The organism is Peribacillus sp. NPDC097284 (assembly GCF_044761765.1).
Taxonomy (GTDB): Bacteria; Bacillota; Bacilli; order Bacillales; family DSM-1321; genus Peribacillus.
Map to the genome: position 1 here is coordinate 94980 of NZ_JBIWCZ010000010.1, position 13673 is coordinate 108652.

The 13673-nt window shown below is 32.2% G+C and carries 12 protein-coding genes; 9 read left to right on the forward strand and 3 right to left on the reverse strand.

Annotation, left to right across the window (positions count from 1 at the left end; translation table 11 throughout):
• Positions 1 to 40: 40 nt before the first annotated feature.
• The 3 genes from ACIQXU_RS16615 (at position 41) to ACIQXU_RS16625 (ending at position 2645) form a co-directional block, all read left to right on the forward strand.
• Positions 41 to 256: a YneF family protein gene (locus ACIQXU_RS16615; protein ID WP_402875361.1), complete on the forward strand. Its 216-nt coding sequence runs from the start codon at positions 41 to 43 to the stop codon at positions 254 to 256.
• A gap of 179 nt (positions 257 to 435) precedes the next feature.
• Positions 436 to 1365, forward strand: a complete 930-nt coding sequence (locus ACIQXU_RS16620) for a tyrosine-type recombinase/integrase (RefSeq protein ID WP_402991019.1) — start codon at positions 436 to 438, stop codon at positions 1363 to 1365.
• Positions 1366 to 2429: 1064 nt separating this feature from the next.
• The gene (locus ACIQXU_RS16625) at positions 2430 to 2645 is read left to right on the forward strand and encodes a hypothetical protein (protein ID WP_402991022.1); all 216 of its coding nucleotides are present in this window, start codon (positions 2430 to 2432) and stop codon (positions 2643 to 2645) included.
• Positions 2646 to 2848: 203 nt separating this feature from the next.
• Here ACIQXU_RS16625 and ACIQXU_RS16630 read toward each other — a convergent pair whose 3' ends face one another.
• On the reverse strand, positions 2849 to 3871 hold the full coding sequence (locus ACIQXU_RS16630) for an IS1595 family transposase (protein WP_402991025.1): 1023 nt from the start codon (positions 3869 to 3871) through the stop codon (positions 2849 to 2851).
• 934 nt (positions 3872 to 4805) lie between these two features.
• Between ACIQXU_RS16630 and ACIQXU_RS16635 the strand changes: the two genes are divergently transcribed.
• The 5 genes from ACIQXU_RS16635 (at position 4806) to ACIQXU_RS16655 (ending at position 10224) form a co-directional block, all read left to right on the forward strand.
• The gene (locus tag ACIQXU_RS16635) at positions 4806 to 5561 is read left to right on the forward strand and encodes a hypothetical protein (protein WP_402991027.1); all 756 of its coding nucleotides are present in this window, start codon (positions 4806 to 4808) and stop codon (positions 5559 to 5561) included.
• Positions 5558 to 6265: an LAGLIDADG family homing endonuclease gene (locus ACIQXU_RS16640; RefSeq protein ID WP_402991030.1), complete on the forward strand. Its 708-nt coding sequence runs from the start codon at positions 5558 to 5560 to the stop codon at positions 6263 to 6265. The genes ACIQXU_RS16635 and ACIQXU_RS16640 overlap by 4 nt, the downstream gene beginning before the upstream one ends.
• A 502-nt stretch (positions 6266 to 6767) precedes the next feature.
• Positions 6768 to 7943, forward strand: coding sequence for a DUF3800 domain-containing protein (locus ACIQXU_RS16645; RefSeq protein ID WP_402991033.1), 1176 nt, complete (start codon positions 6768 to 6770; stop codon positions 7941 to 7943).
• Positions 7944 to 8575: 632 nt separating this feature from the next.
• Complete coding sequence (locus ACIQXU_RS16650; protein WP_402991036.1) at positions 8576 to 9115, forward strand: hypothetical protein; 540 nt, start codon at positions 8576 to 8578, stop codon at positions 9113 to 9115.
• Positions 9116 to 9444: 329 nt separating this feature from the next.
• A complete protein-coding gene (locus ACIQXU_RS16655) occupies positions 9445 to 10224 on the forward strand; it encodes a hypothetical protein (RefSeq protein ID WP_402991039.1) in 780 nt (259 codons plus the stop codon).
• Between the two features lie 97 nt (positions 10225 to 10321).
• On the opposite strand, the gene ACIQXU_RS16660 is transcribed toward ACIQXU_RS16655, so the two are convergent.
• The gene (locus ACIQXU_RS16660; RefSeq protein WP_402991042.1) at positions 10322 to 11125 is read right to left on the reverse strand and encodes a hypothetical protein; all 804 of its coding nucleotides are present in this window, start codon (positions 11123 to 11125) and stop codon (positions 10322 to 10324) included.
• A 783-nt stretch (positions 11126 to 11908) separates the two neighbouring features.
• Positions 11909 to 12508 (reverse strand): phosphoribosyltransferase, encoded by a 600-nt coding sequence (locus ACIQXU_RS16665; RefSeq protein WP_402991045.1) that lies wholly within the window; start codon positions 12506 to 12508, stop codon positions 11909 to 11911.
• A 492-nt stretch (positions 12509 to 13000) separates the two neighbouring features.
• Between ACIQXU_RS16665 and ACIQXU_RS16670 the strand changes: the two genes are divergently transcribed.
• Positions 13001 to 13666: a hypothetical protein gene (locus tag ACIQXU_RS16670; RefSeq protein ID WP_402991048.1), complete on the forward strand. Its 666-nt coding sequence runs from the start codon at positions 13001 to 13003 to the stop codon at positions 13664 to 13666.
• Positions 13667 to 13673: the final 7 nt, after the last annotated feature.

Sequence of the window (13673 nt, forward strand, 5' to 3'; positions counted from 1 at the left end):
CTAGTACACTGATGTTAGACAACATGAAGGAGGAAATAGTATGTGGGTTTACATTCTAGTTGGCGTACTAGCATTGATTTTGGGAATAGTGCTAGGATTTTTCATCGCTCGTAAATACATGATGGATTACTTAAAGAAAAATCCGCCAATTAACGAACAAATGTTGAAAATGATGATGATGCAAATGGGTATGAAACCGTCCCAAAAGAAAATTAATCAAATGATGAGTGCTATGAATAAACAACAAACCAAATAAAACCTTACGTAACAAGGTTTTTTGATGGTATATCAGTACAAAGATGAAGTTCAAATGGACAGGATAAGTCACAGACTGAATCCTTCCTTGGATTTTTCTTTTTATTTGGTTAATCCTTCATATTTCTATTCTAATACCACCTATTCTGTTGAATGATTAACAGAGAGGTGGTATTTTTTATGGTTTTTGAAGATGTTTTAGAAGAATATTTGTATCACTGTTTGGCACGAGGTTACACACAGAAGACAATGATTAATAAGCGTCAGGAGTATAAGAATCTAAAAATATATCTTAAAGATAAAAGGGCAATCACTGAACTAGAAAGTATAACTACATTCGACCTTCGTGCCTATTTTAGAATAAAGCAGCAGGCAGGCTTACAGCCACAAAGTATAGTCACGATGTATAAGATGATTGCAGCTTTCTTTAATTGGTGTGAGAGGGAAGGATATCTGACGGAAAATCCAATTAGCAAAGTAATAACACCTAAGGTACCAAAAAAGGTGTTGAATGGATTCACAGTAGAAGAAGTACAAGGTATGATAGAAGCCTTTTCCTATAAGACATATATAGAAGCTAGGAACAAGGCGATGATTGCCATGTTAGCTGATTGTGGGCTTCGAGCGATGGAAATAAGAAGTTTAACGGTAGAGAATGTAAAAGAAAAGACTCTTTTAATCTATGGGAAGGGGAACAAAGAAAGAATTGTTTTCATAAGTCCTGCGCTAAAAAAAATTTTAATTAAATACGAACGTATGAGGAAGCAATATTTCCAGGATAAAATCATTAAAGAGGACTGTTTCTTCCTGACATACCTTGGAACAGGGTTATCTCATGTATCATTGTATAATGTCGTAAAGGAAGCTGGGAAGCGTGCAGGGGTAGAAGATAAGAGAGTATCACCACACACCTTCAGACACTTTTACAGCGTTCAGAGCCTTCTTAGTGGTAAATTAGACTTGCATTCACTAAGTTTACTTCTAGGTCATTCAGATATAACAACTACCCAAAGATATTTATCATCTATGAACAATGAACAATTATTTGACAAGGCTACATCGTCAAGTCCACTAATGAATATCGGGACGTCAAAAAATAAAATCTATTAATGTTAGAAATCTCTATGGTTAACTTAATCGTGGTGTCGATGTGGAGAGTCTCTTTAATTAAGTCTCTCCTTTTTGTATATTAGTTTCTTCTTTTTGTTCCATAGTTATATGTATCACCTACACTTTCTTGGCATTTACCATTTTAATGGATAAAACTTGCCATAAATAAATAAATAAAGAGAAAACATGTTCACTATATAAGGAGTGTATATACTCAGATGGGAGGTTGCCTTATCACCATTACAAGCGAAAGGTAATTCAATATAGGTGGTAGCACTACCAGACCCACACCCAACCCTTTTTTAAGATTGGGTTTTCTTTTGGTTGCATTTTCTCTTCTTTCTCATCCTTAAATATTCGTCTACACGATTTTGTTTAATCGACAAAATGTGACATCTACTGAAAGTGGTAAAATAATCACAAAACTATGATGGTGATAAGAAGGGGCTGGAGTTTATTAGAAGAGAAACAGTTTTAGAAGGAGATTATAGTTATTCCTTAATTAGAGAATGGGATGAATCAGAACAGAAAAGAGGAGTCTTTGTTTTACTTAACCCCAACACGGCAGATGATATAGGAGAAGAAACGAGATTATAAATAACCAACCTAAACATTCTTTAGGGGTAGTACATTTTTACTTTTATTTAAAGAGTTGATACTATTTCAGTTGAAATGAAAATATCGTAGTACCAAACCTTCAAAAGATAACTAAATATTAAAAATAACAATGGGCTTGGCTGGAATAGAAGTAGCCTTACGCGGGTTAAGTATCTAACGATAGATTATCAAATGCCTTCTGAAACTTATACCCAAGCTCATCTTTCTAGAAGTAATGTATCAGAACCGTCTTTTAAAGTTTGGCTATGTTAATGGAAAAGGTTGATTTATAGTAACAAGGCATGGTGATACCTACCCTACATCAGATTAATTTAAATTCACGTCAACTGGATATTTATGTTAGGATGAGAACGAGTTTGTGAAGTTTTACACTTAAACTAACGGGGCAGTTTAGCATAATAATGAATAGGGCTTTGTATAGAAAAAAGGGTAAAGGAGGTGTTTGTGTGCAAAAAATAAATAATAAACTGGTAGTAAAAAAAGCTATTGCTTTTTCACTGTTTATGACTATAATTATGGCTTTTATTGTAGAAAATCCGACACCTAATAAGGCAATTTATTTGCTGGTAGTTGGAGTTGTTTCATTCATAGGTTTTTGTATTATAAATTTAATCACTTCAAAAGCATATAATAAGTTCTTGAAGGATACTACCGATTTTTAATTAGGTTTCAGAACAATAGAATTAAGTAAATTGAAATTGACCTCTGATACGAAGAAACAAGGGAACATTGTGAATGTTAGCACTTAAACTAACAGGGGCTTTAGTAAAAAACGGACATCAAAATACAATGAGCTTGGAGATACATTCCCCAGCTCATTTTTATGTGCATTTTTTATTTCCTAAAAAACGAATAATATTGGCACTTAGAATGCATAGTCTCTCAGTCTTAACTTATCTGCGGTTTCCCATGTTCCATGAACACTTGCCAAGATAAGCATTTGCTTTTTCTTGCTCAAATCGCTTTCTATTTTTCTATTTTCGAGGAATTGAAACCACACTAAATAAAGTTGTAAATACTTCGTAGAAACACCATTAAAACGACTTATCCATTTCTTTAAACGGGAATGGTAATTATTAATATTATTGAGGTGGTAGATGCCTCTCTTTACATACTCTTTCTTACTGCCGTTTATGATGACGTGCTCGACATCATTATTAGTCGTATAAGATTTGTAAGAATTGTGAGCATCGGAAATAAGCACCGTATCATTCTTAAAATGCGATGTAAGGGTGGTATCAATTTGTTCCATTAGAATTCTACCTGAACCGACTCGCTTTGAAAGGGTTGTTTTGTTTCGGTCTCTAGCGACTAAGACACAGACTTGTTCATTGGAGATACCTCTTTTGGTAGCAGGACCGCCACGTTTTCTTGGTTTACGATTCGGAATAACTCTTCGTCCTTTATGGCTTTCTAAGAAGTATGTTTCATCTACTTCTACCAGTCCTTCAAATATACCAATACTTTCTTTTGCGAGAGCAGACAACACTTTATGCCTCCAGTAAAAAGCCGTTACGTGAGTGATACCAATTTTTAAAGCTGTTTCACGAAGTGTTAGACCATTCAACATACACTCAATAAATGGAATCCATTTTTCTGCCTTTTTCGAACGATACATAGGGGAATTGGTCAAATCACTGCTTAATTTATGACAGTCTTTGCACTTATAACGTTGGCGACCGTCTCGTTTCCCGTAACGAACCACTGATGTACCTCCACAATGCCGACAATGAAAACCATGAGAAAACTTTCTCTCTCTCAATTCACCAATTAAAGCTCCTTGTTGGGAAGCCGAAACCGAGAAATGGCGAGTTAGATAATCTAAAATGGATTCTTTGTCCCTATCGTTTAAAGAAGAAATATCAGCCAGTATGTTCGTTAAAGTCATTTGGATTGCCCCTTTTGTAATTTATACGGTCAGGATACCACAAAAGATGATGATTTATTCAAAATCAACCAATAACTTTAACATAGCCTAAAGTTTTAATGCACACATATTATTCTGGAGAAGGTAACTGGACTGTTAGGCTTAGTCTGCATTGTTATAATGTGGAAGTAGAATATATTCTGATATTTGATGGGGGGGATGGAGGAAATTTATACAGTTTATTCTTCTGATACAACAGGACCTGTACTAGACAGTATATCTGTTGAAAATTCTAGTGTAATAATTGGTTGTAATGTAACAGTTGCGGTTGATGCCAAGAGATAAAATTAGAATATAAAAATCCGAATGGTTATTATGACTAATCAGCAACAAATATTGGTTATAATCAATATCAATTAAAAATTCCCGACTTTATAAAGTCAGGAGATAGATTTTTAGGGACTTTCGAGTTAGCGTCTATCACTATGGTTGATTATAATCATAAAACGACAGCCTTTTATGAATATAGTTACAACAGTAAAAGAGACTTAAGTGATGGTGACTTTATTGTAAAACGGAAAAGGATTGAGGATATATTATCAAATATGACAATCTGTGTGTATTAAGTGAGTTCATAGTAGGTCAACACTTGCAATACAGCTTGAAAAATAACCGACACGAGACGAAGGCTGAGTTAAATTAACATTGAAAAAATATAAATAAAATTAATACTGCTAAATATATTGCAATAATTTTGTTTAAGGGGCTTTTAAGAGTGTTTGATAAGAGGAAATATTAAAAAGTAATAAAAATCATTGTTATTGCAATGGTTTTGTTTAAGGTGGAATATTCACTCTAATCAAAAAAATTAACTTGCAATGAAATATAATAGATAGTAGGATAATAATTATGCAAGGAATATTATTCCTTATTAATCATTTATTGGAGGTGAATTATGTTTATAGCTTACACAGATGCTTCGGTGAAAAACAATAAAGCTTCTCTGGCATTTTTCATCGTGTTTGAAGATAAGAGCATAATTAGAAAAAGGATTCTAGTAAATGAAACAAAAAGCAGTGTGGCAGAAGCAATGGCTTTTAATGAGTTACTTTCCTTTCTTAACTATTACGGTATGAAAAAAGGTTTAGTGTTTTTTGATGCAGAGAATATCATGATTCAGTTAAAGCATGTTAGCGGCAAAAAACAAAATAAGACAATTACAAATAACTCAATAGACATTCTGGAAAAGTTACAAATCATTACACAATTAATACCTCGAAAATTAAATGTTGCTCATAAAATATGTTATGCAGATAACTTTCAGCCATCAAGTAATGTTTCCTCAATAAATCGTTCATTCTATAGTGCAGTACCGAATTATCCTGAATATTACATGAAGCTATCTGTATTAAGTGAGTACAGACAGATATATGAAAAACAATCAGCAACTTTATATGAAGCACAAATGAAGTTGAACAAGATAATTTGGCTTGCTGAGATGGTTGAGGTAGTTGGTGATTTAAGAATTTACGAGATATATGATAAAAGGATAACTGTTTATTCAGACATTATTATAAATATTAACAGATGCAATTATATACGAGTTAGTAATTACTGGAAAATGATAAGAAAAAGAAAAAAGCTAAAGAAAATTTTAAATTCAGATAAAAGTAGTGGCAAAAATAAGATTAATGAAGAGTTCGAGGAATGAGAAAACATTTCTTTAATGAGCATTTCTTCGCAGATATCGATAATGAAAGAAAAGCTTATTGGCTTGGATTTATAGCTGCTGATGGTTCTGTTACTAAAACAAGTAAATGGAATTCTTATAGACTGCAAATTAATCTTAAATATACTGATAGAGCTCATTTAGAGTTGTTTAGAAAACACATTGAGGCTCACAGTACCCAAATATATGAATTTGAAAACGATTCTTCTAACCGGGGGTTTGGCAAGTGTCGAATAGCAAGGTTTGTATTAAATTCACAAATATTATACGAAGACCTTGTTAAGCTAAATATTATATTGAATAAGACCAATAATCTTGCAATGCCTTTTATAAGAGAAGACTTAATACGTCACTTTCTCAGGGGTTACATAGACGGAGATGGTTCTTTTTCATATACACGCAGAAAAGAAGACCTTAATAGATTTAGATATTCTTTTGAGATAGTTGGAAATTCAAAAGAGATTTTAGAACAATTCATTGATTACTTTGAAAGGCACCAAATTAAAGTAAGTATGTACCAAAGAAAGGGTGGTAAAAGTTTTAGATTAATGACAGGTTCGGGTCCTGAAATTAAAAAAATCTCAAGATTAATTTACCATAACTCATCAGTTTATTTAGAAAGAAAGTTTTTAAAAGTGCAGGAGATAGAAAGGTTAGTGGTAGATAAGACAAATTGGAATTTATAGAAAATTTGTTAACTCGAAACAGACACGATATTTAATAGATGGGGAGAGTTTGCAAAACACTTTATAACTAGCGGAGGTGACGCTTTTAAGCTTCAACGGCTTGCTAGGTCATTGCAACATTAGATGTTACTTTAAATTATGTAAACTTGCAAAGGGCTTAAAGGAAGTTTGAACAACATAGTATTTTAACAAGTTATTCAAGTATCCCTAGAATGAATAGAGAAAGAAGAGGGTAAGTGTAAATTCTAGTAATTATCTATAGTAATAATGTTGAAGGGTGTAGTGTAACGCTACACCCTTCAACATTATTCATTTTGCAATCTTGCGCAATGGTGTACCCCGTATAGCAATACTAGAAGGTATTTGGGAAGGTTTTACTAATTTAATAGTGTGGTTCTTGAAATTCTGATAGCCGAAAAGAGTAATTAAGTAACAAATACATTAAGTTTTCGGAAGAATATGGTAAAATAGTTTCAAAAGAGGTGCATTGGAGGGATTAATATTGGAGGAGCAAAATGGAATTATAAATGTAGAAGGAACTGAAAGTGAAGAAGAGGCGAAAATTCTTAAAAGAGAACTTAAACGACATAATGATAGGAAATTGTTACAAATTAAAGTTCAAAGTGGTGATTTAGATACCAAGTTATCGAAAGTGGCATATGTACTGAACCTTTATCCTGAAACAAGGAACTCTGATATTACCCTACAATTAAAATATTGGGAAGAGTTTCAAGGATACAAACAGGGTGATATAGTTCATCCTGAGAAAATGTATGAACTTGAGAGGTTAACATCTATTGCAAGAGCAAGAGCAAAGATTGTAAACGAGTATAAACTTTACCTCCCAACATCTGAGAAGATAAAAAGATATAGACAAGATAAGGAAGAGATTGAAAAGGAAAAAGCACTTGCAACAAAACCTGCAGTTCCATCGCTTTATGTATATGCTGATGAAAGTGGAAAAACTGGCAGTGAATCATTTGCTATTGTAGGAAGTCTTTGGATACCTGATACAACACGAGCAAGAAAACTTAACTCTCACTTAAAAGAATGGGTAAGGGCTAAGGTAGAGGACGGAATTCGAATACCAAAGGAATTCCATTTCACAGAGATGAAGAAAATGCAACTTGATATATATAAAGAATTCTTTAATGAAGTACTTTCTCAATCAGATGTATTTAGTTTCAAAGTGGTAGCCGCTAACAAGAGTAAAATTAGGGAGAAGAGTTTGGATGAGATTATCTTCTCACTGTATTATCAAATCATTCATTTAGGAATTGAGCATGAAACTAGTACAGGAAGAATGGGTTTACCTAGAGATGTATACTATTATAAGGACGAAGATGAAGGAACAGATAAACTGAGAATGACAGAGTTAAGGCAACTACTAATGGAGAGATTCAAGATTTACTTTGAAGATAGCTTGAAACTTTCTGATTTTAATTCCCTTCCATCAAGTTCTTTTTTCCTCGTTCAGGTGGCTGATTTGATTACTGGAAGTGTATCTCGAGTAATGAACCGTAAAGTGGATGGGGCTAGGAACTATAAAGATGAATTTGCTGAATTTGTTTTAAGTGAATTGGACATCAATTACATAAGATACAAAGCTGAAAATGTTGATGATAACTTTAAGGTAAGTATTGAGCAAGATAGGGCATATGTCTATGTTTTTGATTAATTAAATATAATTTTTCTGCTTTGGAGAGCTAGAGTGTTACTTTCTAACATCTTATACCATGAAAGACTGTTAGCACCTTAATACACACTAACAAGGTGTGAAAAGTATTCGACACGAGACCGATATTTTGATGTTTTGTTGCCAATAGAAAACAATAATTCGCAGTATTAATAATACAAATCTCGATACACTCCTATTTTTTGTCTAGATTGCATCCCTACTAGTGGAAGATAAGAAGGTAAAACAGGTAGTGAAAATCAAGGATACCCGTGAATAGAGTATCCTTTTTCGAAATATGTTTAATAAATGTAATTCGAATAAAAACTATTTAATTACGAAATGAAATGTGTTATAATATTGGATATAAATAATATTGAAAATACATAGAGCATTAATCAAATAAACTATGAAGGAGTTGAACTACATGCAACCGCCTCATTAGGAGGCACACTTATATATTCTGTAATCCTATGAAGTATTCATAGGAAAAAAGGCTAATTCATGCCTATAATCGACAGGGATAAGTGTGTTTTCTAAAGGGGGGACTGCATGTAGTTCGCTCCTTTTTGCGTTGTCTAGGAACGGCTATAGAAAAATAATAGCCGTGCTGGCTTAAAACGTAGGAGAACATGATGTATAAGAAAACAGAGGTAAAGTTTAATGAAGTACCAAACATGATTGAAAGTTTAAAAGGAGTAAGTGGACTTTACATTTTCCATACTCATAGACATTTTTGGTACGTTGGTAAAGCTGAGTGCTTTAGGCATAGATTTGTTAATGGATATCTTAAAGGCAAGAATGCAAAACAATATGTTACTGAAGGACTTCAAGAGAGAATAGGGCTAGGTTTAGAATTATCGGTGGTATTTGTGGAAATACCGAAAGAACTCATAGAAAGTGAGGAGGCTAGGGTTATAGGCAAATTGTGTCCTTGGTTTAATAAGACACACAACCCACGGGATTCAATTAGAGGTATCCAAAGCCAAATGGGTGAAATTGTTCAATATAGCCAACGTGAATGGTCATATGAAGAGATAAAAAAACACCTCTTTTATTACTATAGCGGACAAATAGCAACCAAAAGAATTGAAGAAGCCTTGGCAAATAAGGATGGGAATCTTTCAAAATATTACGGAAAAGTACGTGCACGAGAAATATTGAAACCGAAATAGGGCTCAGAATATATAATTTTCGGTAAAAAGCAGGTGGGGTTTTGGATGATTGTTCTAAACCGCACCTGAAAATAAGGTGTCTAGTATTTAAACAACACCTAAAAAACAGGTTACCCCCTATCCTTAGAAACATCAGTATTTCTCAGAGGAATTGGATGATTTCAGAGGGGGAATAGATAGAAGATAAATAGATAAAAGATACTATAATAGATAGAAATGTAGGGGCGCAAGTCGGCAAAGCCTCCTTTTGCACCCCTCAAACAAGCCTCTCTGAAACGCCTTTAATGGTGGGAAGATTAAAAAACAAAATTAGAAGGAGCATGATAATAGTGAGTACAGAAACAAAATCAAATTCGAAACAAGAAGAAGATAAAGAATCTTTTATCAAGATTTCCAAATCACTCATAGAAACTAAGAGTCTAGGCAAGAATGGTGTATTAGATGTTTATCATTTAACAATCATTAAAACGTTGGCGAATAACTTTCAAAAAGCAGCTTATACTGGAGTTAATCATATGATGAGATTCATTGGTATGAGTACGGAACAAAGTACAACAAAGGAAAGAACAAAAGAATCCCTACTCAGATTGCAAGAGATGGGACACATAGGGATTTACAAAGATATAGCAATGGATTGTATGGTAAATGACTTAAAACCTTCAAATAATTACTTTTTCAAACCAACAGGTAAGGACGAAGAATATAATTTTGCTAAGGTGTTTTACAAAGATATTCAAAAGATTGTTGGAATGAAAAGCGATTATAAACCAAAGATATTTGCAACTTATCTTAATATCATAGGTTTTCTATTTTATGGTGTAAGCAACGTTCCAATTTCTTTTATTAAAATTGATACAATTGTAAAAGATACAGGAATAAACAGAAAGTCTGTTATAGAATATCTTAAAGCGATGTTTGAAGAGGAAATCCTGTACTGTGTACATTTCCAAATCAATAATTCAGTGACAAAGAACTACTACACAAGATGGGTGCATAAAGAACAAACTGCTGTATGGGCACTACCCAATGCAGAGTTCCATTACAAGACTGATAGAAAAAAATTTAAAGGTGGAGCGGCTGGAGTATCTGATGAAAGAGGAGTCTCTTAATTGAGACTCCCTTCATTTTATTGGAGTGATAAATTGGACATGAAGTAATAATCATCACTTGAGTCAGAACTACAAGCCCAGCATGGTACAGTGTTCATCAAACAACTATAGCACCAGTCTGGATAAAGAATGGTCTAAATACTCCTTCTATCAAACTATCGAGAGTTATACCACAAATATCAGCTAAATCCCTAATATTACTTTCATTAAAGATAAGTTTATCTCTATATGAGGTTATGTTAAGATTTCGTTGATTAATTACGCCAATTAACTTTTCTGTTGATTCGTTGTTATTATGAACAATATTATTTCTAAAATCAATCCAATGATGTATTTTTTGAAAATCAGAAGTTCCGACTAATACAGGAATCGAGTTTGTAATCAGTGTCTTTTCAAAATACTTTAGATATTTTACTATTCCTTTATCACGTTTACAAACAACTTCAACCTTTGGAAGGTGAGTATCAATTTCTATTAATTTTTTGTAAAGAGAATGCAAAGTTGACTCAAATAAACTTAGAAATTGAACGATTGTTCCTAATGAAAATAAGTTCTTTTCTAATTCTAAATCATCGTAATAAACCTTCTTATGTTCTAAAAGTCTGAAAGCTGCAACTCTATATGATTCTGCAGTTTCTTCATCTTCTTCAGACTCAAACGATGTATATATTCTAGAACTTGAATCGGAATAACTGTCTTCATAATTCTGTTCTTGTTCGGTAATTGTACTATACAATTTTATTGTTGCTCTTAATAAAGCTAATGATTCTTCATAATAAGAATATATACACGTATACAGTCCAGAGTAAAGTGCTCGCCCTCTAATATTTTGGTTCATTTCGAAGCTCATAGATAGAATAGAATAATAAAATCTTCTGTTTGGTAATTCATGCATTTCCATATAACTCATTCCTTTAATTAAAAATGAAATCAAATCAAATAACAGTTTTACTTTAAAGTAAAACTACCACAAATTAACATATTTGTTAAGGGGGTGTAGTAAAGGAGTAGAGGTTATTTAGTTAACCAAAACAATGCAATTTAGCTTGTTATAGCATTCTTTAATTTATAACCGTAAATAATGGAGTTTCCAAGTTCTTATTTTGTCTTTTACAAATTAAACTCCAGAATGAGTCATTTTACGAGTTTAGTGAGTCGTTTAGGCACAAAGTCAAAGACGTTCATAAAGGTTCGTAGTGTTAATTAAGAGGTCTTTAGTTAAGTGAATTAGGATTGAATCTGAGGTATAACCCTTGTTAGTGTCTGGTGATGCAGAAGCTACTCTCTTTCATAATAAGCAATCGGTCAGTTTTCGACACGAAACAATTAACAGCTATCTATTAGTGTGGTCGAGTTATTAAACATATAGTAATAAATTGATGAAGTCCGAAAAGAGTATCTATAAAAGGGTGTAACTTGTCAAATAACAAAGGCGGAATTCATGATATCTTTACACAAACTAATAAAACTGTGATTTTATGAAGTTTTATTTCTCTAAAGATTAAATACTTATAAAGAAAAAATGTAACTTAAAAAGAAGTAAAGCATCACTTTAATTTAACTTGTTTAAAATGATGCTTGAATACCTTGGGGTACGAAAACTAATAAACTACTAAAAACTAACCGTTTAAAATTTCATATATTCTCATTACTTCGTCTCTCGCTCGCAAATCATAATCTCCGATTAAATGATTTCTAGAAACAAGTTCATCATTATAACCAGGGTTAGAGATTTTCCTGTAATATTATATACTTCGTGTTGATAGATTCCCCTAGCACCTCTTTTGTACCGACCCAGCGACAATAAAATTACTTTGCTTGCTCCTGCTTGTATTAATAAATTTCTAGCGGTCTCAAACGAAATTCCATTTGTAAGATAGTCATCAATTACACAAACTTCTTTTCCTCTTATTCTGCTTGCATTATAGTATGGATTCAATATTATTGAATCAAAGTGTATTTTACAGCCTTGACTTAACCTAGTAGTATGAGCTGTATAATGACTTTTTTCTACTTGTTTATGTCTTATAAATAAAGGCTCGGTCATTCTTCTTCCTGTTAAATAACGACATCTTTCTTTCAATTCTTCTAATTCTTGATTAATTGCAGAACTTGAAGATGGGAATGTTCCCCATATCTTTATGTTGCGTAGTTCTGGATTTTTCATCACACCAGAAATTAAGTGGAAATATAAAGTGTTAAAGTACTTTCTATCACCAGATTTTAAAAGGCTTTCAAATCCTTCTAAAAGCTCACGTTCTGTATAATCAACGTCTCGATTCATCGTATAGCTGAAGTTAATGCCAAGACAGTAGTATTGTTGTCAATATCCAATTTATAATACCATATATTTCGATTTGCAATCAGTCTTGTTGCTTCAAAAAGTTACTCAGGTCTATCAAGTGTAATCTAAGGGATGCTTTCGAAATAGTCATAAAAGTTAAAGAGATATAGGAAGTCACAGATGTTTTTCGATAGCGAAAATATTTTTTAATATTATTTTATATTATTCCGATGTTGTTATTTATAATATAATAGAAGTTGATGGGGGAAACATTACAAATTGAGCTGGTAAAGTTAGTTCTTTTCATAGATTAAGTTAAAGGATTTAGTAAATTAACAAGTATATAAGAGTAAAAGGAAAGCTAAAATGCATAGCCTTCCTATTTTGTTGATAATATATAAAAGTATGAAAATAATTAAATCATAAAAATACATTTTTTAATCTCTATGGAAATATATAATTGGGTTAATCGTTTATATGGGGTGTTTTATTTTGGGGAAATTTGAAAAGATATTAAATGCGGTATTCTGGGTTCTATCAGGAATATTTACTTTATCTGGGGTAATGTTTTATACCACAGAATATTCTGGAACTGATGATAAAGTAGGTCCTATAAAGAGAAATCTTGATAAGGAGTATTCTTTCTCATTATTGATGATAATATTGATAGTTATTTTATTCTTATATATTATTATTGGGATTTTCAAACTAGTCTTTTCGGTGTCTAAGAAAGAAATCCTTAAACAAGTGGAAATAAAATTGATTAATAAAAAGGAAAAAAATGATAGTGATAAAGAAACCATAAATCAAGTTGAAGCATTACTATCTGTTAACTTTATGATGAATTTTTTTAAGAAAAAGGATTTTGGAATGGATTCATTTTGTATTGATGATATTCATATTATTCATGATTTTTTAGATGAAAGTATTAATCCAAAGCTAAAGTTTCTAGATGAAAATTTAGAGCAAAAGAGAAATTTGTTAGTAGTAAATATGGCAGAATTTAGTGAGCTGCTTAAAAACAATAATGAACAAATTGGGAATAGCAATCTTTGGAGGATACCACGAAAAAGTAGGGCTAGTGTTATTCAGTCCGTAAATAAATACTCTGAAGAAATTTGGAAGTTATATGAACAAATTATAAGTAATATAAAATAAATTTTGT